The sequence below is a fragment of the Streptomyces sp. NPDC007875 genome (assembly GCF_042868035.1).
Lineage (GTDB): Bacteria > Actinomycetota > Actinomycetes > Streptomycetales > Streptomycetaceae > Streptomyces > Streptomyces antimycoticus.
In genome coordinates this window covers 814,108-837,395 of the sequence record NZ_JBIADZ010000001.1, presented here as the reverse complement: position 1 = coordinate 837,395, position 23,288 = coordinate 814,108, and the positions used below count along the sequence as shown (strand labels likewise).

The 23,288-nt window shown below is 70.4% G+C and carries 20 protein-coding genes; 16 read left to right on the top strand and 4 right to left on the bottom strand.

The annotated features are described in order from the left end of the window. Positions 1 to 259: 259 nt before the first annotated feature. The 3 genes from ACFYOY_RS03630 to ACFYOY_RS03620 are packed head-to-tail and all read left to right on the top strand — an operon-like array spanning position 260 to position 5,330. Entirely contained in the window at positions 260 to 1,201 is a 942-nt protein-coding gene (locus ACFYOY_RS03630; RefSeq protein ID WP_388584547.1) for an ABC transporter ATP-binding protein, read from the top strand. Beyond that, a complete protein-coding gene (locus ACFYOY_RS03625) occupies positions 1,198 to 2,574 on the top strand; it encodes an ABC transporter permease (RefSeq protein WP_388584544.1) in 1,377 nt (458 codons plus the stop codon). Before ACFYOY_RS03630 ends, ACFYOY_RS03625 begins: the two co-directional genes overlap by 4 nt. Positions 2,575 to 2,579: 5 nt before the next feature. Beyond that, entirely contained in the window at positions 2,580 to 5,330 is a 2,751-nt protein-coding gene (locus ACFYOY_RS03620; RefSeq protein ID WP_388584541.1) for an alkaline phosphatase family protein, read from the top strand. Between the two features lie 81 nt (positions 5,331 to 5,411). Here the strand turns inward: ACFYOY_RS03620 and ACFYOY_RS03615 are convergent, their stop codons facing one another. Further along, entirely contained in the window at positions 5,412 to 5,798 is a 387-nt protein-coding gene (locus ACFYOY_RS03615; protein ID WP_388584538.1) for a DUF397 domain-containing protein, read from the bottom strand. Positions 5,799 to 5,800: 2 nt separating this feature from the next. Continuing rightward, the gene (locus ACFYOY_RS03610; RefSeq protein WP_351887090.1) at positions 5,801 to 7,153 is read right to left on the bottom strand and encodes a M14 family metallopeptidase; all 1,353 of its coding nucleotides are present in this window, start codon (positions 7,151 to 7,153) and stop codon (positions 5,801 to 5,803) included. A gap of 126 nt (positions 7,154 to 7,279) precedes the next feature. On the opposite strand from ACFYOY_RS03610, the gene ACFYOY_RS03605 reads away from it, so the two are divergent. Next, positions 7,280 to 8,122 (top strand): serine protease, encoded by an 843-nt coding sequence (locus ACFYOY_RS03605; protein WP_388584535.1) that lies wholly within the window; start codon positions 7,280 to 7,282, stop codon positions 8,120 to 8,122. 84 nt (positions 8,123 to 8,206) lie between these two features. On the opposite strand, the gene ACFYOY_RS03600 is transcribed toward ACFYOY_RS03605, so the two are convergent. Beyond that, positions 8,207 to 9,217 (bottom strand): chitinase, encoded by a 1,011-nt coding sequence (locus tag ACFYOY_RS03600; protein ID WP_388584532.1) that lies wholly within the window; start codon positions 9,215 to 9,217, stop codon positions 8,207 to 8,209. A gap of 215 nt (positions 9,218 to 9,432) precedes the next feature. Beyond that, positions 9,433 to 11,142, bottom strand: coding sequence for a glycoside hydrolase family 18 protein (locus ACFYOY_RS03595; protein ID WP_351887099.1), 1,710 nt, complete (start codon positions 11,140 to 11,142; stop codon positions 9,433 to 9,435). A 281-nt stretch (positions 11,143 to 11,423) separates the two neighbouring features. On the opposite strand from ACFYOY_RS03595, the gene ACFYOY_RS03590 reads away from it, so the two are divergent. The 12 genes from ACFYOY_RS03590 to ACFYOY_RS03535 all read left to right on the top strand — a co-directional run bounded on the left by ACFYOY_RS03590 (position 11,424) and on the right by ACFYOY_RS03535 (position 23,167). Beyond that, positions 11,424 to 12,332, top strand: coding sequence for a hypothetical protein (locus ACFYOY_RS03590; RefSeq protein WP_351887101.1), 909 nt, complete (start codon positions 11,424 to 11,426; stop codon positions 12,330 to 12,332). A 26-nt stretch (positions 12,333 to 12,358) separates the two neighbouring features. Then, positions 12,359 to 13,063 (top strand): Flp pilus assembly protein CpaB, encoded by a 705-nt coding sequence (gene cpaB, locus ACFYOY_RS03585; protein ID WP_388584528.1) that lies wholly within the window; start codon positions 12,359 to 12,361, stop codon positions 13,061 to 13,063. 16 nt (positions 13,064 to 13,079) lie between these two features. After that, entirely contained in the window at positions 13,080 to 14,822 is a 1,743-nt protein-coding gene (locus ACFYOY_RS03580; RefSeq protein WP_388584525.1) for an AAA family ATPase, read from the top strand. Between the two features lie 616 nt (positions 14,823 to 15,438). Further along, entirely contained in the window at positions 15,439 to 15,924 is a 486-nt protein-coding gene (locus tag ACFYOY_RS03575; protein ID WP_388584522.1) for a TadE/TadG family type IV pilus assembly protein, read from the top strand. Beyond that, positions 15,921 to 17,417 (top strand): ATPase, T2SS/T4P/T4SS family, encoded by a 1,497-nt coding sequence (locus tag ACFYOY_RS03570; protein ID WP_388584519.1) that lies wholly within the window; start codon positions 15,921 to 15,923, stop codon positions 17,415 to 17,417. Before ACFYOY_RS03575 ends, ACFYOY_RS03570 begins: the two co-directional genes overlap by 4 nt. Positions 17,418 to 17,425: 8 nt before the next feature. Further along, on the top strand, positions 17,426 to 18,364 hold the full coding sequence (locus tag ACFYOY_RS03565) for a type II secretion system F family protein (protein ID WP_351887113.1): 939 nt from the start codon (positions 17,426 to 17,428) through the stop codon (positions 18,362 to 18,364). A gap of 70 nt (positions 18,365 to 18,434) precedes the next feature. Further along, complete coding sequence (locus ACFYOY_RS03560) at positions 18,435 to 19,322, top strand: DUF5936 domain-containing protein (protein WP_351887116.1); 888 nt, start codon at positions 18,435 to 18,437, stop codon at positions 19,320 to 19,322. 290 nt (positions 19,323 to 19,612) lie between these two features. After that, positions 19,613 to 19,762 (top strand): hypothetical protein, encoded by a 150-nt coding sequence (locus ACFYOY_RS03555; protein ID WP_162496074.1) that lies wholly within the window; start codon positions 19,613 to 19,615, stop codon positions 19,760 to 19,762. 8 nt (positions 19,763 to 19,770) lie between these two features. Beyond that, entirely contained in the window at positions 19,771 to 20,493 is a 723-nt protein-coding gene (locus ACFYOY_RS03550; RefSeq protein ID WP_388584515.1) for a pilus assembly protein TadG-related protein, read from the top strand. Between the two features lie 42 nt (positions 20,494 to 20,535). Continuing rightward, positions 20,536 to 21,123, top strand: coding sequence for a hypothetical protein (locus ACFYOY_RS03545; RefSeq protein ID WP_388584512.1), 588 nt, complete (start codon positions 20,536 to 20,538; stop codon positions 21,121 to 21,123). 8 nt (positions 21,124 to 21,131) lie between these two features. Then, on the top strand, positions 21,132 to 21,767 hold the full coding sequence (locus tag ACFYOY_RS03540) for an OmpA family protein (RefSeq protein WP_137970161.1): 636 nt from the start codon (positions 21,132 to 21,134) through the stop codon (positions 21,765 to 21,767). Positions 21,768 to 21,904: 137 nt separating this feature from the next. After that, positions 21,905 to 23,167: an SLC13 family permease gene (locus ACFYOY_RS03535; protein ID WP_351887298.1), complete on the top strand. Its 1,263-nt coding sequence runs from the start codon at positions 21,905 to 21,907 to the stop codon at positions 23,165 to 23,167. Positions 23,168 to 23,288 lie beyond the last annotated feature (121 nt).

Sequence of the window (23,288 nt, the reverse complement as noted above, 5' to 3'; positions counted from 1 at the left end):
GGGCCGTCGCTTCTAGCTCAATTCCGCTCCCTGCCCAGTTGGCATCTCCGCAACATTCACCATTGCAACTCATTCATGAGAGCATCCAACTTTGCTCAAGTGATGGCAAAGAATTCCGGTCGAAGAGGGGGCGGATCCCGCTCGGCGGCACGTCGCGAATGCCAAGTCGTTTTATGTTCTACATACATTCAGCTCTTCATCCCCATGAGCGGCATGATCAATCCATAGGGTCCTTGAGGCATGTGAAGGAAAGGGACCCATGGAAGAACTCCGCGCAATCCGGGCTCGCGGTATCACGAAGAGCTTTGGTGATGTCGTCGCCCTGGACGGCATCGATCTCGAGGTAACGCAGGGTCAGATCCACGGCCTGGTCGGACCGAACGGCGCCGGAAAAACGACGTTGCTCGGCCTTCTGCTGGGGCTCGCGGTGGCCGACAGCGGTCGCCTGGAGGTCCTGGGTACACCGGTCGAGCGGGCACTCGACGCTCCCGACGGTGTCGCCGGCTTCGTGGACGGCCCCGCTCTCTACCCCTCGCTCACCCCACGGCAGAACCTCGCCGCGCTGGCCGCACTCCGCGGCCACGACGCGCGCACGGCGGCGATCGACGACGTACTCGCCGAGGTCGGTCTCACCGACGTCGCCGACGACCGTACCCGCGGCTTTTCCCTCGGCATGCGCCAGCGGCTCGGGCTCGCCGCCGCCCTGCTGACCAAGCCCCGGCTGCTCGTGCTCGACGAACCGTCCAACGGCCTCGACCCGGCGGGCAAGAAGCACGTGCACGGTGTCCTCAACAAGCTCGCGGCCGACGGAACCGCCGTCGTGCTCTCCAGCCACAACATGGACGACCTCGAGGCGCTGTGCTCCGAGGTGACCATCCTCGCCGCCGGACGCGTCGTCTTCTCCGGCCCGCTGTCCAAGCTGGCCACCGAGAACCGTGAACTCGACTACCGGCTGCTCACCTCCGACCCGCAGGCCGCGCGCCGGCTGGCGGACGACGCGCCGGGGATCCAGGTCTTCGACGACGCCGGGGTACGGCAGGACGCCGAACTGCTCGTCGTACGGGCCCTGATGCCCGCCCTTGACCAACTCGTGGTGCGGCTCGTGGAGGGGGGCGTCGCGCTGCGCGAGCTCACTCCCGTGGTGTCGCCGCTCGAAGCCGCGTTTCTCGATCTCACCGAGCGGCAGGAGGCCGACAGATGACCGAGCCTCTCACCCGGAGCCGGGAGCAGGAACACGAGCAGGTGACCGGGGGCCGTCGCGTCCCCGTCACCCGTGCCTGTCGCTTCGAGTTCGTCAAGCTCGTCTCCCAGTGGCGGATCCGCCTGTTGGTGCTCGCCTGCTGGATCGTTCCCGCCCTCTTCGTCGCCGGGGTGAGCCAGCAGAGCACGCTTCCCGTCGACACCCTCTTCGGGCGCTGGATGCTCGCCTCCGGGTGGGCCGGGCCGCTGGTGATGCTGGGTTTCGCGGGGACCTGGGCGCTCCCGCTGCTGACCTCGGTCGTGGCCGGTGATGTGTTCGCCTCCGAGGACCGGCTCGGCACCTGGCGCCATCTGCTCGTCGCGGTCCGCTCGCCTCGGCGGATCTTCGTGGCGAAGGCGGTGGCCAGTCTCACCGTCCTGCTGCTGCTCGTGGCCGGGCTCGCGGTCTCCAGCACCGTCGGCGGCCTCCTCGTGGTCGGCGACCAGCCGCTGGTCGGTCTCGACGGCCATCTCCTGGCACCGTCGGACGCCGCCGTTCAGGTCTTGCTCTCCTGGGTCTGCGTCCTCGCTCCGACCCTGGCGCTCGCCGCACTCGGCTTTCTCGGGTCGGTCACGCTGGGACGGTCCCCGATGGGGCTGCTGGTGCCCGTGTTCGTCTCGCTCGCGATGGCGGTCGCCCAGATGCTGCCGCTTCCGGTGGCCGTGCGCGTCGCCCTGCCGAGCTACGCCTTCATCTCCTGGAACGGTCTGTTCACCAGCCCCCAGCAACTCGGCCCGCTGCTGATCGGCATCGTTGTCAGCCTCGTATGGGCCGTGGTCGCGACGGCGCTGGCGTATGTGCTCTTCGTACGGCGCGACTTCACCAACCTGGCCCACGACGGTTCGGGCCGCCGTGCGATCACCATCGGAGTCCTGCCGCTCGTCGGGGTGGCCGCCGCGTCGTTCGCGGTCGTCGCCGCGACGACCTCGGCGACGGGCTCCGGCATCGAGCAGGACAAGGTGCAGCGCTCGCTCGCCACGGCGTTCGCGCACCTGTATCGCATGCAGACCGACCAACTCAACCGACCCGCCATCACCGAGGCCCAGCTGAAGGCCACGGCGTCGTGCAACAAGGGAAGCGTCAGGGTCGCGGCGGAAGGTCCGGGCAACGACTGGCGCTGCGTCGTGACCTGGCATCTTCCCGGCGTCGAGGCCACCGGACAGGCCATCTACCAACTCGACGTCACTCCGGACGGGCGGTTCATGGCCGATGGCGATGGACCGAAGGAAGTGAACGGCTACTTCCTGGTGCGGACCCCCGATGGGGACGCACCGAACCCGCTGTGGCAGTTCGACGGCAACGTCGAACTGCTCGACACCACCCCGAAGGGATAACCTCAATGCAGGTAACTCGCCGCCGCAAACTCGTCGAGGAAGCCCGGATCAGCCTCATCAGCAGACGCATCGGCCGCCGGATACCGCTGTTGACGGCGGGCACCACCGCTGTCGCCCTCGTGGCCGCCGGCACGGCGCTCGCGCAGACCCACCAGTTCGGCACGGACCAGGTCGGTCAGGTCACCGAGAATGGCCAGGTCGTCTCCAGCAACCAGTACATCGCCCCGTACGGCGACCGTCTCGTCATCAACCAGGGCAAGATCATGTCCTCCTCGGTCAGCCCGGACGGCACGCACATGGCCGCGTCGGTCACCGACGGTGGCGCGGCCCTGGCCATCGTGGACCTGAAGAACTGGAAGACGCAGCAGCTCGTCAGCAACGCCGCGTCGTCGAACCCCCGCATCAGCAGCAACAACGTGGGCCAGGAAGGCCCGACGTACTCGCCCGACGGCAAGCAGCTGTGGCTGGGCCAGCCGGACGGCTACACCGTGTTCACCGTGAACGCGGACGGCAGCGTCTCCAGCCCGCGGACCGTCGGCATCCCGGCGCAGGGGTCCAAGCACGCCCTGGTGGGCGCGGTGGCGTTCTCGGCCGACGGCAAGACCGTGTACTCGGCGGTCAACGGCCAGAACCGGGTCGTCTCCATCGACGCCGCGACCGGGACCATCAAGCAGAGCTGGAACGTGGGCAACGCCCCGCGCGGCATGGTCGTCGTCGGCGACAAGCTCTACGTCAGCAACGAGGGTGGCCGCCCGGCCAAGCCCGGCGAGCCCACGATCAACTCGTATGGTACGCAGGTACTCGCCGATCAGAAGACCGCTGCCACCACCAGCGGCACGGTCAGCGTCATCGACCTGGCGGACCAGGACACCGCGGTCTCCAGCATCGGGGTCGGTCTGCACCCGACCGCCGTGTACGCCAAGAACGGCGTGGTGTTCGTCACCAACACCGCCGACAACAACGTGTCGGTCATCGACACGGCGAAGGACAAGGTCGTCCAGACCATCTCCACCCAGCCGTGGGCCAAGGCCCGGGTGGGCTACGAGCCCGACGCGGTGACCCTCACCGACGACGGTCACCTGCTGGTGACCCTCGGCCGCGCCAACGCCGTCGCCGTCTACAAGTTCACCTCCGCGCAGGAGCCGGTCAGTTATGTCGGCCTGCTCCCCACGGACTACTTCCCCTCGGAGATCACCACCTCCGGCCACCAGGTGTACGTCTCCAACACCCGTGGCGTCGACGCCCGCCGTAAGGCCACCGGCGGGCACGGCACCCACGACACGACGTCGAGCGTGCAGAAGTTCACCCTGCCCGACGACAGAGTGATCAGGTCCTACACCGGCAAGGTCTTCAAGCAGAACGGCTGGAACGGCGAGTCCCTCAAGAAGACCGACGGCACCCCGGCCAAGCCTGTGCCGGTCCCGGTCAAGCTCGGCGACCCCTCGACGATCAAGCACGTCTTCCTGCTCGTCAAGGAGAACCGGACCTACGACCAGGTCTTGGGTGACGTGCCGGAGGGCAACGGCGACCCGTCGCTGACCGAGTTCGGCGAGAACGTCACGCCGAACCAGCACGCCCTGGCCAAGCAGTTCGGCCTGTACGACAACACGTACGACATCGGTACCAACTCCGCCGAGGGTCACAACTGGCTGATGCAGTCCGACGACCCGGAGTACACCGAGTCATCGGCCGGTGAGTACACCCGCAGCTACGACACCGAGGACGACGCCCTCGGCCACCAGAAGACCGGTTTCATCTGGACCGGTGCGCAGGCGGCCCGCAAGTCCGTCCGGAACTTCGGTGAGTTCCAGCAGTTCCTGACCAAGCCGTCGGGCGCAAGCTGGCAGAACCTGTACTGCGACACCAAGAACATGGCGGCGACCGGTCAGGACACCGCCTACCCGCTGAACTCGACCTCGCCGATCCCGTCGCTCAACGACGTGTCGGTGCACGGCTTCCCGAAGTTCGACACCAGCGTCCCCGACATCTACCGGGCACAGATCTGGAAGCAGGACTTCCAGAAGAACGGTCCGGCGAACCTGAACATGTTCTGGCTCTCCAGCGACCACACCGGCGGCCCGGTGAGCCCTGCCTCCCAGGTCGCGGACAACGACCTCGCCGTGGGTCAGATCGTCGACGAGATCTCGCACAGCAAGTACTGGAAGGATTCGGCGATCTTCGTCGTCGAGGACGACTCCCAGGCGGGTCTCGACCACGTCGACGGCCACCGTGCCCCGGTCCAGATCATCAGCCCCTGGGCCAAGCACGCCACGGTGGACAGCCACTACTACTCGCAGATCAACATGATGCGGACCATCGAGCAGATCCTCGGGATCCAGCCGATGAACCAGAAGGACACCGCGGCCACCCCGATGGCCGCGGCGTTCACCCAGCACCCGGACTTCACGCCGTTCAAGGCGCTGCCCAACCGGACCTCGCTGACCGACGGTGTGAAGACCGCGCCGTCCTGTGGTCTGGACACCCCCGCGGCGCAGAGCCTGAAGGCGGCGGCCGTGCCGTCGGCCTCGGTGCCGACGGACATGAAGAACGTCGCCGCCCAGTGGAGCCAGTGGAAGTCGAAGCAGCGGCTGACCGGTCCCCATGCCGTCCCGGACTACGCTCCCCCCGCCCAGATGAACCACCTCACGTGGTACGAGACGCACAACTGGGCGAAGCCGTACCCGGGTGAGAAGAAGATCTACGCTCCTCAGGACGTGCCGGGCGCCTACATCCCGTCGGCGGAGAACGACGGCTGACGCGCACTCACGTGCAGGGCGGCCCCTGGTCGGCATCATCGCCGGTCAGGGGCCCGCCCGCGGTGTGGCCCGCACCCTGGGTCAGATGGTGGGGAGCTCACCGCGCTTGACGGCGGAGACAGACGCCGACCACGCGGACGGCTCGAATACGAGCGCCGGGCCGCGCGGGGTTTTGCTGTCGCGGACGGGGACATCGGCGTATCCCCGGGCTATTTCGAGGCAGTCGCCGTTGCTGGGCCCCGCTGTGGCCGGACCTCGCGGCGGCGGAGCAGCCGCACGCGGCCCAGTGCTACGCGCTCGGTGAGCGGCCCCCGCCTCCCGATGCGCCCGAGTGCCGTCAGCCTGTCCGCTACCCGGGCGGCCGACAGCGTTACTGAAGACGACCGCACTCGCGGCCTTCGCGAGGTGCCGTCCCGGAGGTCTCCCGCCGGGACGGCGCCCGCGTCGTGGCGTACGGCCTCGGCTCAAACTCAGGCGCAGTACTGCGCTTCCTTGCCGATCGAGCGGTACATGCAGTCCGCGTTCTCCACGAGTTGGAGCACCGCGTCGCGGTTGCGGCTGGTTTCGCGGTCGATGACCTCGTCGGGCGGGTAGAAGCCGCCGCCGCCGGAGCCGGTCGGGTACATCTCGAAGGTGTAGGCGAAGACCTTCTGGGTGCCCCACAGATAGTCGTCGATCGCGCCGTCGGTGATGTAGAGCTCACTGGACTGCTCGGGCGTGTAGCCGTTGCTCGCGGCCATCTTCTTGCCGACCGCTGCGAAGGCGTCGTAGTCGTCCCGCGTCATGCCGGTGGTGGTTTCGTCGTACGTCCAGCCGAAGGGCCACAGCACCAGTTCGCTGTAGGTGTGGAAGTCGATAGCGGCCTTGAGCTGCTGCTTGCCGCCGACGACGCGGCTGCGGGCGAAGTCGGCGACGACCTTCACCTCGGGGGCGGAGCCGGCGCTGGGGCCGCGGTAGGTCTCCGAGCCGGGGGAGCCGGAGGAGCCGCCGCAGCAGCCCCATTTGAAGTCCCAGTTGCGGTTGAGGTCGGTGCCGACGGACGAGGAGCCGGAGTTGGGCTGGCGGTTCTTGCGCCAGCTTCGGTAGGAGCCGGTGGCGATGTCGTACTCGCCGCCGTCCGGGTTCACATCCGGGACGATCCAGATCTCCCGGCCGTTGACCGCGCCCGTGATCCGGGAGTCGCTGCCGTAGCCCTCGGTGAACTGGCGCACCAGATAGAGCGCCATCTCGACCGTCAGGTGCTCACGGGCGTGCTGATGGGCGGTGAAGAGGACCTCGGGCTCATTCTCGTCCGTGGCCACGTTGTCGCTGATCTTGAGGGCGACGATGTCGCGACCCTCGTACGACTTTCCGATGACGCGCTTGCTGAGGATCGACGGATACTTGGCCACCGCCGCGTTGATCTCGGCGTTCGCTTCGGCGTAGTTGTGGTACTTCGCATCGGCCGACGGGAAGTCGAACGGCTTGGCGGACCTGCCCTCGGTGCGGTCGGGCGGGCCCTGGAGCGCGGTGAGCCGGTAGCCGAGTGCGCGCAGCCGTTTGGCCTGCGCCGCGTCGGCGGTGACGACCAGGGAGCGGGCGTCCACCTCGTCGATGGACACGCCGGTGGCGGCGACGGCGGAGCGGTCGGCCCGGGTGGCGGGGCCGGAGACCTCGTACTGACGCACGCTCTCGTCGGCGCCCTGGGCAGTGGGTGACGCGGTGCGGTCGGTGCCGGGCCGTGGAGCGGGATCGTCGGCCTGAGCTGCCATGGGGGCGGCGAGTGCGAGGGTGAGCAAGGCGGTGAGGGCGGTGGCCCGTCTGCCGCGGATGCGACGTCGCATGACATCTCCTGGGGGGTGAAGGGCGAGCGACTGCTGCGCCAGTGTTCGGCCATGCGCATGACATGCGCAAGGGTGGGAAATGGTCGAAGCCGAAGGAATCTCTCATCGAGGGAAGGAACCCCCCGCATGAACAGATCTCTCGTCGGTGCGCTCTCGGCCCTGTTGTTGGGCGGCGCGACCCTCGTCGGCGCGGGCGCGGCGCCCGCGGCGGCCGCATCCCCCGCCAAGGCCCCGAACGCCGTCACCTTCGCGGGCACGGTGGCGCTCAGCAACTGCTCCGGCTCCGTCGTCCGGACGCCGGGCTCGGCCGACACCGACCCCGCGCTCGTGCTCTCCAACGGCCACTGCCTGGAGAGCGGCTTCCCCGGGGCGGGAGAGGTGATCGTCGACCAGCCGTCGAGCCGGAGCTTCACCCTGCTGACCGCTTCGGGTGGCAGCGCCGGCACCGTACGCGCGAGCAAGGTCGCGTACGCGACGATGACCGACACCGACATCTCGCTGTACCAGCTGACGTCCACATACGCCCAGATCCAGTCGGCGTACGGCATCAAGGCGCTGCAACTGTCGGACAGCCACCCGACCCAGGGCTCCGCCATCAATGTGGTCTCCGGCTACTGGAAGAAGATCTACTCCTGCAATATCGACGGATTTGCATACCGCCTTAAGGAGGGGGACTGGACCTGGAAGGACTCGGTCCGCTACACCTCCGCCTGTAACACGATCGGCGGAACCTCGGGCTCTCCCGTCGTCGACCCGGCGTCCGGCAAGGTCGTGGCCGTGAACAACACGGGCAACGAGGACGGCGGCCGCTGCACCCTCAACAACCCGTGCGAGGTGGACGAGAACGGCACGGTGACGGTGCGCCAGGGCATCAACTACGCCCAGGAGACCTACGGCATCACCAAGTGCGTGACCACCGGCAACAAGATCGACTTGAACCTGGCGGGGTGTGCGCTGCCCAAGCCGTAGCGCACACCAGTACGCCGGTGCGCCCCGCATGGTGTGAGCGGGGCGCACCGGCGTACGTCGAACTGTCGTTCGCGTCCTGGGGGTCTACAGCCCGTGGACGTGCGCGCCGACCGCCTTCGACCAGGCGTTGCCGGCGGCCGCGTCCCAGTTGGTGGACCAGGTCATCGCGCCGCGGATGCCGGGGTAGGTCTTCGACGGCTTGAAGGAGCCGCAGCCGGTGCCCTTGGCGAGGCAGTCGAGGGCGTCGTTGACGACACCCGGCTCGACATAGCCGGAGCCGGCGCCGCTGGTGGAGGCGGGCACGCCGATGCCCACCTGGGACGGGTCGAGGCCGTTCTCCAGCTGGATGCAGGCGAGGGCGGTGAGGAAGTCGACCGAGCCCTGGGAGTAGACCTTGCCGTCGCAGCCCAGCATCGAGCCGCTGTTGTAGTACTGCATGTTGACCACCGTCAGGAAGTCCTTGATGGCCAGGGCGGTCTTGAAGTACTCGGTGGACGCCGACTGCATGTCGATGGTCTGCGGCGCCATGGTGACCACGACATCGCTCTTCTTGTCGTGGATGGCCTTGAGGGCCTTGGTCATGTACGTGGAGTTGACGCCGTTCTCCAGGTCGATGTCCACGCCGTTGAAGCCGTACTTGTCCATCAGGCCGGTGATGGAGGAGGCGAAGGCGTCCGCCGAGGCGTCGTCGCTGACCGAGATGGAGCCCTTCTCGCCGCCGACGGAGACGATCACGGACTTCCCGGCCGCCTGCTTGGCCTTGATGTCGTCCTTGAACTGCTGCTCGTCGCTGTAGCCGGTGGCGGGGTCGAGCTTGAAGTCGACCGCACCGGGGGAGCCGGTGGCGTCCGCGAAGGCGACCGCGATGATGTCGTAGTCGTCCGGGACGTCCGAGAGCTTCTGCTTCGTCGCGCCGTTGTCGAAATTCTGCCAGTACCCGGTGACGGCGTGCTCGGGGACGGCGGCGGCGTGCTGCTTGGCGTCGGAGTGGTCCTCCGACGCGTTGGCCGAGCCGGCGGATATCAGCCCTCCGGCGGCGATGGCGACGACTGCGGCGGCTCCGAGCAGCCGCTTGGTGAACTGTGCGCGTACCACGACAGCCTCCGTACGTGGGGGGAGATGTGGGGGAGGTGGTGCGAGTGCGCGTTCAGGGGCCCCTGTGGCGTGCGTATAAGGTGGTCCAGACCAATGCCGTTGTCAACCCCGCGCGACGTCTTCCCTGCCCATGAGGGTGAAAAATGCGGATGAGGGGGCCGAGCGCTTGCGCCCCGGCCCCCTTGGCCCATCCCCGCGAGAGGGGCCGCGTCACGCTACGGCAGACCGTGCACCTTGGGGCCCACCGCGTTCGACCACGCGTTGCCCGCCGTCGCGTCCCAGTTGGTGGACCAGGTCATCGCGCCGCGCAGACCCGGGTAGGTACGGGACGGTCTGAAGGAGCCGCAGTTCGTGCCGCGCGCCAGACAGTCCAGGGCGTTGTTCACGACCGTCGGGGAGACATAGCCGCTGCCCGCGCCCCGCGTCGAGGCGGGCAGGCCGAGGCCGACCTGGGACGGGGAGAGTCCGCCCTCCAGTTGGATGCAGGCCAGGGCGGTGAGGAAGTCGACCGAGCCCTGTGAGTAGACCTTGCCGTCGCACCCCAGCATCGAGCCGCTGTTGTAGTACTGCATGTTGACCACCGTCAGGATGTCCTTGATGTTCAGTGCCGTCTGGAAGTAGGCATTGGACGTGGACTGCATGTCGATGGTCTGCGGGGCCATGGTGATCACCAGGCCGGACCCGGCCTTCGCCGACAGGGAGCGCAGTGCCTGGGTCATATAGGTGGCGTTGAGGCCGTTCTCCAGGTCGATGTCGACGCCGTCGAAGCCGTACTCGCGCATCAGGGCGTAGACGGAGTTGGCGAAGTTGTTCGCGGAGGCCGAGTCGTTGATCGAGACCGTGCCGTTCTGGCCGCCGATGGAGATCACGACGGACTTCCCGGCCGCCTGCTTGGCCTTGATGTCGTCCTTGAACTGCTGCTCGCTGCCGTAGCCGACCGCGGGGTCGAGGGTGAAGTCGACCGCTCCGGGGGTGCCGGTGGCGTCCGCGAAGGCGACCGCGATGATGTCGTACTGGTCCTGGACCTCGCGCAGCTTCTGCACGGTCGCGCCGTTGTTGAAATTCTGCCAGTAGCCGGTGACCGCGTGCTTGGGCACGGTGCCGCCGTCCCCGCCGTCTCCGGCGGAGGTGGTGCCCGTGACGGCGGCCGACCTGGGCGACTCGCCCGCCGCGTTGGTGGCGGTGACCTGGAACTGGTACGAGGTGGTCGGCGCCAGCCCGGTCACGGTCGCGGAAGTCCCGCCGACCGACTGCACCTTGGAACCGTCGCGGTAGACGTTGTAGCCGGTCGCGCCGGTGACCGGGGACCAGGACAGATCGACGGAGGACGAGGTGACGGCGCCGGTCTTGAGGCCGCTCGGGGCGCCCGGCACCGGGTCGCCGGGGTCGCCGCCGGGGCCGGTCAGGGTGATGTCGTCGGCGTAGTAGGCGGGCTGGCCGTACCAGCCGTGGGTGTAGACGGTCACCGAGGTGGTGCCCGCGCCGGTGGTGAAGCCGGTGCTGAGCTGCTGCCAGCCGGGCGCCGACGGCGTCCAGGCCGAGACGTCGGTGGTGCCGGTGCCGCTCGCGCCGAGGTAGACATAGCTGCCCTGGACCCAGGCGCTGAGGGTGTACGAGGAGTTGGGCTTGACGGCCACGGTCTGGGCGCAGCGGGCGTTGTCCGTGCCCGCCGGGGTGGCCTTCAGGGCGGCCGAGCCGCTGTGGACGGGGCTCGCGACGGTGGTGCCGCTCCCGGCGGAACAGGTCCAGCCGCTGAGGCCGGACTCGAAGCCGGGGTTCTGGGCGAGGTTGGCGGCGGCGCCCGCGGCGGTGCCGCCGAGCGCGACCAGGCCGGTGGCGCCCAGGGCGATTGCGGCGAATGCGCTGGTCAGCCGCGCGAAGCTGCGTCTGAGTCGGGTGGGGCGGGGGTGTGGGGCACGGTCCATGACTGCCTCCGTGGGGGAATCCGTTGGGAAGCCGGTGTGAAGGAGGAGATTGCGGACGGTGGCCACCGTATGAACGTAAAGTGGTCCAGACCAATAACCTTGTCAAGGGGATGCGCGGACTCCGCATCGGACCCGGGTGGCGTAACCCAGAGGAACTGTTCTCTCACGCCGTTTTCGTGGATAAAGTGACGACGCACCAGGACAGGGGCAGTAATGAGACAGGGGCAGTAACGACCTGCGGCCGCCGCCGCTCGGCGCCGATGTGAGACGGGGTAGCCGACGTGCCCACCGCGATAGCAGTCACCGGCCGTGAGCTGGTGCTTCCGCCGCCCGACGGGCAGACCCCGTCGGCCGTCGTGCTCCGCCCGCCGGACGCACAGTCACTCGACGACGCCCTCGCCGAGGTCGGGAACCTCCTCGACCAGCAGGGCTATCTCGTCGTGCTCTATCCCGCCGCGACCCCCGCGGCCGTGGTCCGCCGGCTCCATGTCGTGCGCTCCGTCCTGGAGAGCGACCGGATGGCGCTGCTGCCGCTCGAACTGCCCCCGCTGGCCGTGGCCGTACTGGCCCGTCAGTTACGTCAGCTTTCCATTTCCGACTTCAGCCCCGGCGTTCTGGCGTGCGCCGCCCGGCTGCTCTCCCACTACATCCACGCGGGCGCCCTGCTGGGCAGCGTCGCCCGGCTGGACCGGGTCCCGGTCAGCCTCACCTCGCACGTCAAGTCCTGGGTGCCCGGCGCCCACTTCGGGGTGCTCGCCCACCCCACCCCCCGGCTGGTGAAGGTCGGCGGCGGCGCGTCCGAACTGCCCGCCCCCGGGTATGCCACCTCCATGACCGTCGCCCGGGGCCAGCTGAACAGCCATGGCTACGGGAGCGGCGGCGCGGGCCACGACGACTGGGTCACCGGCGCCCTCGCCCCCGCCTGGGGCGTGCGGGGCGTGGAGGAGGTGCCGCTGCCCGCCGAGTCGGCGCGCTGGTGGGGCACCCCGAAGCTGATCGAGTTCGCCGCGGCCATCCCGGACCTGTCGGTCCTCTACCAGCTCGTGGCCTCCGTACGGAGAGAGGAATGCCACTGGTGCGGTTTCGAACTCATCGGCGACCGCTGTGCCTTCTGCTCCTGCCCGGTGGCGCGCGGCGATGAGATCCCCGCACTGCTCACGTCCCAACGTCCCGCCCTGACCAGCCGGTAACGTCCCCGAACGAGGTTGTGCGTCCCATGAATTCACGCCAGCGCCGCGGAGTCATCCTGCTGCTCCTGTCGGTCCTGTGCGCCGTCGGCGCCTTCGCCGGAGTGCTCTCCGTCGTCAACGACGTGGAGTCGAAGGTCGGCCCCGAGACCACCGCCTACAAGCTCACCTCGGACGTCAAGCCCTACAAGGCGCTGGACGCGGGGGAGTTCGAGAAGGTCTCGATGCCCAAGCGCTATGTGCCGTCCACCGCCGTCACCGATCTCGCCGAGCTACGCGGGAAGATCGCGGTGACCCAGCTGACCAAGGGGTCGCTGCTGCAGCGGGACATGATCGCGAACCGGCCCGCCCTGAAGCCCGGGCAGCAGGAGATCGCCATCATGATCGATGCGGCCACCGGCGTCGCCGGGAAGATCACCCCCGGTGCGAAGGTCAACATCTACGCGACCTTCGAGGGCAACTCCCAGGGCGAGGAGGCGGTCTCCAAGCTGATCGTCGCGGGCGCCGAGGTGCTCGACCTCGGCAAGATCACCGCCCTGGAGCCCAACCAGGACGACAAGCGGCGGATCGACGAGGCCGTGCCGATCACCTTCGCGCTCGACACCAAGAACGCACAGCGCGTGGCCTATGCCGAGTCCTTCGCCTCGCATGTGCGGCTCGCGCTGGTCGCCCCCGGCGGGGGCACCTCCATAGGCCCCGGCGACCGCACCTACACCCTCGACGGCGACAAATGAGTGAGGAGGTGCCGCGGTGACGATCAGGATTCTGCCGGCCGCCGGCGACCCCGACGCCGCCCGCTCCCTGAGCGGGCTGCTCGGCCAGCTGCCCGGTGTCGAACCGTCGGCGCCGGTCGGCGACTCGACCCTGCTGCTCGACACCCTCGCCTCGCTGGCCGCCGCCTCCCTGGAGGAGCTGCCGGAGGTCGTCCTCGTCCATGAGCGCATCGGCCCGGCCCCCGCGCTGGAGCTGATCCGCGAGATCGCGCTGCGCTTCCCGGCGGTGGGCGTGGTGCTGGTGACCGCCGACGCGGGGCCCGCGCTGTACTCGGCCGCCATGGACGCCGGGGCCCGCGGCATCGTCGGGATACCGCTGTCGTACGACGAGCTGGCGGCCCGCGTCCAGGGCGCCGCCCAGTGGGCGACGGGCGTGCGGCGCCATCTCGGGGGCGGCGGCGATCCGTTGGCCGCCGGGCCCGGCGGCAAGCTGGTCGCGGTCGCGGGCGCCAAGGGCGGCGTCGGCACCACCGTGACCGCCGTGCAGCTCGCGCTCGCCGCGCGGGCCGCGGGCCGTAAGGTCGCGCTCGTCGACCTGGACCTGCAGTCCGGGGACATCGCCTCCTACCTCGACGTCCAGTTCCGGCGCTCGATCGCCGATCTGGCGCAGATCAGCGACATCTCGCCCCGGGTGCTCCAGGACGCGGTGTTCACCCACCAGACCGGGCTCGGGCTGCTGCTCGCGCCGGGCGAGGGCGAGCGCGGCGAGGAGGTGACCGACCGCACCGCGCGCCAGGTCATCGGCGCGCTGCGGTCGCGCTTCGAGCTCGTGGTCGTCGACTGCGGCACGCAGATGACCTCAGCGGGCGCCGCCGCCGTGGAGATCGCGGACATCGCGCTGCTGGTGACCACTCCGGACGTGGTCGCGGTGCGCGCCGCCAAGCGCATGGTCCGGCTGTGGGACCGGCTCCAGATCCGCAAGGCGGAGGAGACCGTGACCGTGGTCAACCGGCACACCCGCAGCGCGGAGATCCAGCCGCAGCTCGTCCAGCGGGCCACCGGGACGACCGTGGCGCGCACGGCGATCCCGGCCGGCTTCAAGGAGCTGCAGCCCGCCGTCGACTCGGGCCGGATGCAGGACCTGGACGCCAAGTCGGCCGTCAAACAGGCGCTGTGGGGGCTGGCCGGTGAGCTGGGCCTGGTGGACGCCGCGCCCCCGGGCGGCGGCCGCCGCGCCGCCCACCGCGGCGGCCACGCGGCCGGGGGCGGCGGCGAGCGCGCCCTGCCGGGGCTGCGGCGGCGCCATGCCATAGAGGCCGGCGGCGACCCGGCGCAGGGCAGCGTGGGCGACGGCACCGACGCGCTCAATGAGATCGCCCCGCCGTCCGCCAAGGGCTTCCTGCGCAAGCGGGGCGGCGACCGCGGCCAGGTGACGGTCGAATTCCTCGGCGTCCTGCCGCTGGCCCTGATCGTGCTCGCGGTCGTCTGGCAGGTGGTGCTGGTCGGCTATACGTATTCGCTGGCGGGCAACTCGGCCGACAAGGGCGCCCGCGCGGGCGCCACCAAGGGCGCGGGCGCCTGCCAGGACGCGGCGAGCAAGGACATCCCCGGCTCCTGGAGCGCCGAGATCGACTGCTCCGGCGACGACGGCTCGGTCTACAAGGCCACGGTCAAGCTCCACGTCCCGATCCTCTTCCCGGGCGCCGCCGACTTCCCGTGGACAGTCACGGGTACGGCGGGCGCGGCGGACGAGAGCGATCTGGCGGGCGGAGGGGAGTGACATGAGCCGTCGTCACCGCGCACGCACGCGGACCGGCTTCGCGGGCCTCGCGACGGCCCCCCGCCGCAACGACCCGGGGGTTTCCACGGTGCCGGGCGACGGACTTGTGCCTCCGGGCGGTCGGCCCGCGGCCCCCGGGCCCGCCGTGGCCGCCGCCTGGCGCCGCGGCCCGGGTGCGGTGCTCGGCCGGGCCGTGCCGGTTGGCCCGTCGAGGGCCGTCCGATGGCGCCCTTCCGAGGCGGGAATCCCACCGCGGAGGCGTGACGGGGCCGCCTCCCCGAACGCGGCGCGGCACCGTCCCGAGGCGGTCGGTTCGTCGCGGAGGCGCCGGGCGGACGGTCACGCGTCGCCGCTTCGCGCCGTCGCCGTGCGCCGGGGCGGGGCGACGGACCGGCGGGGAGACCGCCCCGCGCCCGCCGCCGCGCGGCCCGGGGACCAGGGCTCGTCATCGGCGGGACTCCGCAGTGCGGCGGAGGCGCCCGAGCGGTGGGGCCGTTGGGTCGCGGCCGTGCCGCGCGCATTTCGGGGGGCCGCCGGGGCGGCGGCGAGCCACCTGGCCGCCGGGTCTTCGCGTGCGCGTCGCCGCACGGCCGACCGCCCAGGGACGGGCGCGCCGTTGGGCGAGCGGGCGAGGGCTCGGCACCGGCCCGGCGGGATCCTCGGCCGGGCGGGCCGACGCCCCGGTGCGTCGCGCCGGTGGCGGGCCGACGCCGGGTCGGCGTCCATCGAGTTCCTGGGCTTTCTGCCGATCCTCATCCTCGTCGCACTCGCCGCCGTGCAGCTCGGCATCGCCGCGTACGCCGCGCAGCAGGCCGGGACCGCCGCGCGGGCGGCGGCGCGCACGGCGTCGCTGGACGAGCCGCGGACCAGCCCGCAGGCCGCCGGGGAGGCGGCGATAAGCGGGTGGCTGGCCGACGGCACCGGTATCAGCAGCGGCGGCTGCGGCGGCGGGAAGGCGCGGGCCACCGCGACCGTGGAGATCCCCTCCGTCATCCCCGGCTTCGACTTCGGCAGCGCCGAGAAGAGCGCCACGATGCCCTGCGACGACGGCGACGGCGGCACGGACAGTCCGGAGGCGGCGGCGATGGGAGGCGAGCGATGAGCCTGCGGGCCCGTATCACCGCGCCCGAAGGGCCCGGCGAGGGCGGCGGCGGACGCCAGGACGGCCACCTCGTCTCCGCCTACCGCGCCAAGCTGCTCGAGGAGATCGACCTCGCGGAGATGTCCTCGCTCTCCACCGCCGAGCGCCGCTCCCGGCTGGAGCGCGTGCTCGGCCACATCATCAGCCGCGAGGGCCCGGTGCTCTCGACCACCGAGCGCTCCCAGCTGATCCGCCGGGTGGTGGACGAGGCGCTCGGCCTCGGGGTGCTCGAACCCCTCCTCGAAGACGCCTCCATCACCGAGATCATGGTCAACGGCCCGGACCAGATCTTCGTGGAGCGCTCCGGCCGGGTCGAGCAGGTCCCCGTCCGCTTCGCCTCCGAAGAGCAGCTGATGCAGACCATCGAGCGCATCGTCTCCACGGTCAACCGCCGGGTGGACGAGTCGAATCCGATGGTCGACGCCCGGCTCCCGTCCGGTGAGCGCGTCAACGTGATCATCCCGCCGCTCGCCCTCACCGGCGCCACGCTCACCATCCGCCGCTTCCCCCGCGCCTACACCCTCCATGAGCTGATCGGCATGGGCACACTGGACGAGCAGATGCTGATGCTGCTCGCGGCGCTGGTACGGGCCAAGTTCAACGTGGTGGTCTCCGGCCCCACCGGCTCCGGCAAGACCACGCTGCTCAACGCGCTCTCCGGGCTGATCCCCGACGGGGAGCGCATCATCACCGTCGAGGACGCCGCCGAGCTGCAGCTGCAGCAGACCCATGTCATCCGGCTGGAATCCCGGCCGCCCAACGTCGAGGGCAAGGGCCGTATCACCATCCGCGACCTGGTCCGCAACTCGCTGCGGATGCGCCCCGATCGCATCATCGTCGGCGAGGTGCGCGGCGGTGAGACCCTCGACATGCTCCAGGCCATGTCCACCGGCCACGACGGCTCGCTGGCCACCGTCCACGCCAACAGCGCCGAGGACGCGCTGATGCGGCTGCAGACGCTCGCCTCCATGTCGGAGGTGGCGATTCCCTACGAGGCGCTGCGGGACCAGATCAACAGCGCCGTGGACTGCATCGTGCAGCTCGTCCGCAACGCCGACGGATCCCGGCGGATCAGCGAGATCGCGCTGCTCGACAGCCACGGCCACGAGGCGTACCGCATCGCCACCGTCTGCCGCTTCGACGCCCAGCCCATGGGCGCGGACCGGGTGGTGCACGGCCGGTTCGGCTACTTCCCGCTGCCGGAGCGGGTCGCGGAGCGGCTGCGGCTGGCGAGCGAATCGGTGCCGCCGGCCTTCGGCGTGGCCGCCTTCCCGGCGCAACTGGCCACCCGCGCGGCCGGATACGACCCGTACGACGGACCGCCGTACGACCGGCCGCCACATGACCGGCCGCCGTACGACCGGCCGCCGCATGACCGGCCCCCGTTCGGCCGGCCTCCGCACGACCGATCCTCGTTCGACCCACCCCCGTTCGACCCCAGGGACCGGAGGTAGCAGGGCCCATGGACCATCTCGCGACGGCCGCCCTCGGCGCGACGCTGGTGTGCGGCGCGCTGGGCGTCGTGGGCGTGCACACCTACGTGCGCGGCAAGGAGCAGCAGCGCGCGCTGATCGACCGGCTCTCGGAGACCGGCCCGCTGCCGGGCACCGGCCGGGCGCGCCGCTTCGCCGGGGTCGACCGGCGGCTGCGCACCACCTCGCTCGGCCGGAAGCTGGAGCTGCGGCTGGCGGCGACGGGCCTGGAGATCACCCCGGGCGAGTTCGTCGTCTACACGGCGGGGGCGGCGGCCGGGCTCTGGCTGATCGCGGCGTCCTTCCTCGCGGCGTTCTTCGGCCCGATAGCGGCGGTGGTCGCCGTCTGGGGGGCCTTCGCGTTCCTCAGCTGGCAGCGGCAGAAGCGGATAGAGCGCTTCATCAACCAACTGCCCGAGCTGTCACGGATCCTGGCCAACGCCACCCAGGCCGGGCTGGCGCTGCGCACCGCGCTCGGCATGGCGGCGGACGAGATGGAGGCACCGGCGGGCGAGGAGCTGGCCAAGGTCGCGGCCAAGCTGGCCGTCGGCCACTCGATCGACGACGCGCTGGAGGAGCTGGCCGAGCGGCTGCCCTCCCGGGAGCTGGTGGTGCTGGTCACCACGCTGGTGCTGTCCAACCGCGCGGGCGGGACCGTGGTCAGCTCGCTGCGCAACCTCACCCAGACGCTGGAGGAGCGCAAGGAGACCCGGCGGGAGGTGCGCACCCAGCTCTCGCAGGTGACCGTCACCGCCTATGTCGTACCGCTGCTGGGGATCGGGACACTGCTGCTGATGAACCGGATCTCGGCGGGCTCGCTGGACCGGATGACCTCGTCCTTCTGGGGGCAGGCCGCGGTGGTCGTGGCCTTCTGCCTGTACGGGATCGGCTTCTTCCTCATCCGCCGCATGTCCAAGATCGACGTCTGACACCGTTCGAGACCGTCCGAGACCGACGTACGAGCGAATCCAGGTAAACAGGTAAAGGGGACTCAGGGAGATGGCACTGCTGCTTGCGCTGGCGGCCGGTCTCGCGGTGGCGGGCATCGCCTACGGCATCGCGCTGTACCGCAGCGAGGCCAAGCTGCCCAGCGACCTGGCGGTGGCCCTGGAGGTCGGCTCCAGCCGGACGACCGCGGTCGGTTCGGCAGTCGATCGGCTGGGCATCCGCTACGCCCCGCTGGTGCTGCGGCTGATGGGCGAGAAGCGGGTGGCCAGGGTCCGCCGCCGGATCGATCTGGCGGGCAATCCGGGCGGTCTGACGGTGGACCGCTACGCGGCCCGGCGGGCGGTCTACGGGGCGCTCGGCTTCGGCGGGGCGCTGGTGATGCTGATTAAGAGTCAAGTCCTGCTGGCCCTGGTGCTGGTGGCGTTCGGGCTGTTCTGGATCGAGGTGGGCATCTGGGCGGCGGTGCGGGAGCGCAAGGACGCGATCGAGCGGACGCTGCCGGACTTTCTGGACGTTCTGGCCGTCGTGGTGAGCGCCGGATTGAGCTTCCGTCAGGCCCTGGACCGGGTCGCGGAGAAGTACGAGGGTCCCTGGGCGGATGAACTTCGCATCACGCTTCGGCAAATGGACATGGGCGTCAGTCGCCGCCATGCGTTCGAGGAGCTACGTAAACGTAATGATTCCGAACAGGTCGCGCAGTTCGTCACCGCACTCCAGCAGGGGGAGGAGCTGGGCGCTCCGATTGTCGAGACGCTGATCGCCATTGCGAACGACATGCGCCGTACGGACGCCCAGAACGCGCGGCGGCGCGCGGCGCGCGCGGTGCCGAAGGCGACCATGGTCATCACGACCTTCATGGTGCCCGGAACCATGGTCCTGCTCGTCGCGGGGTTCTTCATCGGCTCGGGTACCGACTTCGGCTCGGTGACCGGGGACTGACGGTCTCTTTTAGGTGAAGCTCCTTCGCGGTTGCAATTGAATGTGGGACAGTCGTCGACGGAGAACTCCTCGGTGGCGGGAGGGGGTGAGACGGATGCACGACCGGGGCCGGTCGTCACGTCCACGGTTCGAACGTGGTGAACGGGGAAGGCAATGCTTCCTGGGGCACTGTTCCGAGACGGCTGTTTCGGCGTACTTTGCTCGTGTCGCGAGCGACACCACGGGGGTTGAGTCGCCGGACCACACTGGGACGGCAGCCCATGGAGGGGAACACAATGGGGAAGCGCGTCATGCGGAACGATCGGGGACAGACCTCGATCGAATATCTGGGCATCATCGCCGTGGTGGTGGCCATCGTGCTGGTTCTGTCGACCACGGACTTCGGCAGCATGATCGCGAACGCCATCTCCGACAAGATCTCACAGGTCGTCGGCATCTGACCGGTCCCGTGACAGCGCGCCGAGATCTCAGGAGCGACGCGGGGCAGGCATTTCCGATCTACATCACCGCGGTGGCGGGCCTGCTCTTCCTCGCGCTCGCCCTCTTCGCCGTCGGCCAGGCCGGAGCCACCCGCAACGGCGGACAGACCGCCGCCGACGCGGCGGCCCTCGCGGCCGCCCAGGACTACCGCGACCAGCTGCGCAAGGGGTTCCTGGAGGCGATCGCGAACGGCAGTGTCTGGGACGACCTGCTGAACGGGCGGGGGATCGGCACGGGTGATGCCTGCGAGCGGGCACAGTGGTTCGCCCAGCAGAACGGTGCGGACCTCACGGGTCCGCGGTGCGTCCCGGGCTATCTCCCCACGTCCTTCACCGTCACCGTCAGGACGCAGAAGCCCGTGGGCAAGACCGTCATCCCCGGCACGGAGACCAAGCACGCGACGGCGACGGCCAAGGCGGTCGTCACCCCCCGCTGCACGGCCGAGCCGCCCACCCCGCCGACCAAGGGGCCCGACGACGACGGCCAGGGCGGCGGCGGTAAGGACGACGAGGGCGGGGACGGCGGTAAGGGCGACGGGGACGGCGGTAAGGACGACGGCAAGGACGACGGCAAGGACGACAAGCCGCCCATCGACCTCCGCTGCGACGGACTCGACCTGACCATCGACCCGACGCGTCTCGACCTCTTCCCCGACGCCAAGGACCTCTTCTCCGTGCACCTTGCCGACTGACGGCCGACTGACGAGCGAACGAAGAGCAAAGGACAGCGAGCGATGAGCATTCGGCACACGACGAAGGCCCGGAGGGGGGCCGCCGCGACGGCGCTCGCCGCGGCCCTGGCCCTCGCCGTGGCCGGGTGCGGCAGCGGCGACGGCGACGGCGACAAGAAGCCCGGCGACGGCGCGGACCGGACGTCGACCGCGCCCAAGGACGACGGCGGGGATCAGGAGCCCGCGGCGGACTCCTCCAAGACCATCGGCGAGATGAAGGGACCCGGCGGGATCGTCGTCACCCTGCACTCCGCGGAGCGCGACGACGGCGGGTTCGTCACCGTGAACGCCACCGTCACCAATCACGGCAGCCGGCTCTTCAACGCGATCGACTGGCGCTCGAAGGAGACCGAGGTGAAGTCCCTGTCGTCCGTCTCCGGCGCGTCCCTGGTCGACGAGAAGGGCAAGAAGCGCTATCTCGTCCTCCGGGACACCGACGGCCAGTGCCTGTGCACCACGGGCCTCTCCGGGATCAAGCCCAATGAGAGCCGTCCGCTGTTCGCCCAGTTCCCGGCCCCGCCGAAGAGCGTCACAGAGGTCGACTTCCAGATCCCGACCATGCCGTCCGTCGGCATCACCCTCTCCGGATGAGCCGGGCCATGACACCGCAGACGACGGCCCGCCGTCCCGCGCGCCGCGGCCCCGTGCTCGCCGCGCTGGCCTCCACCGCGCTCCTGGTCACCCTCACCGCCCCGGCGCCGCCCGCCCACGCGGACAGCGGCCCCGGCGCGCCCGCCGACACCACCCCGCCCCTGAAGATCGACGCCAAGGACTCCGATCTGCGGATGCCGGAGGGCGCCAAGCTGGCGCCCGGCCGGGTCCTGGACATCAAGTCCGTGGTCGAGACGGACGACGGCGACGAGCGGCGGGAGGACACCAACGCCAAGGTGAAGTTCGCCCTCCAGGCCGAGGTGCTCTTCGGCAAGGACAGCGCCAAGCTGGGCGGCGAGGCGAAGGCCCGGATCAAGGAGATCGCCTCCGAGGCCGAGCGGCAGAACGCGAAGAGCGTCCGGGTCTTCGGATTCACCGACGACCTGGGCTCCGCGGGCCATGGCATCGTGCTCTCGAAGCAGCGGGCCAACGCGGTGCAGCAGGCGCTCGCCGAGGACCTCGACCCCTCGGTCAACTACGAGATCCGGGGCTACGGCGAGCAGTACCCGATCGCGGACAACGCGAGCGAGGAGGGCCGCAAGCGCAACCGCCGGGTGGAGGTCAGCTTCCCCAGGACCGCCTGAGCGGCCCGGTTCCCGGCCCTCCAGGACGGGCGGGCTCAGCGGTCGCGGCTCCCGGCCCCCCAGGACCGGCTGAGCGGCCCCGGCGGCGCGATGCCGCATCATGGGTGTGCCGATCACACCATCCGCCGGAGTCCGTTCTGAGTACCGCCGTCGCCGAGTCCCTTTCCGTCGTCCTGCTGCTCGGCGTACTGGCCTTCGCGGTGGTGCGCCCCCGGGGGCTGCCGGAAGCGGTCGCGGCCGTGCCCGCCGCCGGGATCGTCGTGGCCATCGGGGCGGTCTCGCCCGCCCGGGCCTGGGCGGAGACCCAGGAGCTGCTGCCCGTCGTGGGCTTTCTGGCCGCCGTACTGCTGCTGGCCCGGATGTGCGCGGACGAAGGGCTCTTCGAGGCGGCGGGACAGGCCGTGGCACGGGCCTGCGCGGGGCGTACCGACCGGCTCCTGGGCGGGGTGTTCGCGGTCGCGGCCGTCGTCACCGCCGTACTGAGCCTGGACGCCACCGTCGTGCTGCTCACGCCCGTGGTGTTCGCCACGGCGGGCAAACTCGGGGCGCGGTCCCGGCCGCATGTGTACGCCTGCGCCCATCTGTCGAACTCGGCGTCCCTGCTCCTTCCGGTCTCCAACCTCACCAATCTGCTCGCCCTGCAGGCCAGCGGGGTCTCCTTCACCCGTTTCGCCGTGCTGATGGGGCCCGCCTGGCTGCTGACCATCGGCATCGAGTACCTGGTCTTCCGCCGCTTCTTCGCCGCCGACCTGGCCGCCGGGACCTCCGAGCCCCCGCCCGCCGACTGGCCCCGGGTGCCGGTCTTCGCGCTGACCGTGCTGCTGCTGACCCTCGCCGGGTTCGTCGGGACCTCACTGGCAGGCCTCGACCCCCAGTGGGCGGCCTGGGCGGGCGCCCTCGTGCTCACCGTAAGGGCGCTGCGGCGCCGCGAGACGACCGTAAGGGGGGCCATCGGCGCGGCCGGACCGCTGTTCTGCCTGTTCGTGCTCGCGCTCGGGGTGGTGGTCCAGGCCGTGCTGGCGGGTGGTCTCCAGGACACGCTGACCCAGGTGCTGCCCACCGGGACGAGCCTGCCCGCGCTGCTCGGGATCGCGGCGGTCGCGGCGGTGCTGGCCAACCTCATCAACAACCTGCCCGCCGTGCTGGCGCTGCTGCCGATCGCCTCCGCGGGCGGGACCGGGCCTGTGCTCGCCGTGCTGATCGGCGTCAACCTGGGCCCCAACCTCACCTATGTCGGCTCCCTGGCCACCCTGCTGTGGCGGCGCATAGTGCACCACCACGAACCGGATACCGGCTCCGACCTGGGGGTGTTCACCCGTCTGGGCGTGCTGACCGCACCGGCGACCGTGGTGGCCGCGACGGCGGCGATGTGGATGATGCTGAAGGTCACCGGAAGCTGAGGAGCACCGGAACGCGAGGACCGCCGGAACGCGAGGATCGCACGGAACGCGAGGGGCCGCCGTCGCGACGCCTGTCGCGGCGGCGGCCCTCAGTCCGCTGTCAGGACGCGATGCGACCCGA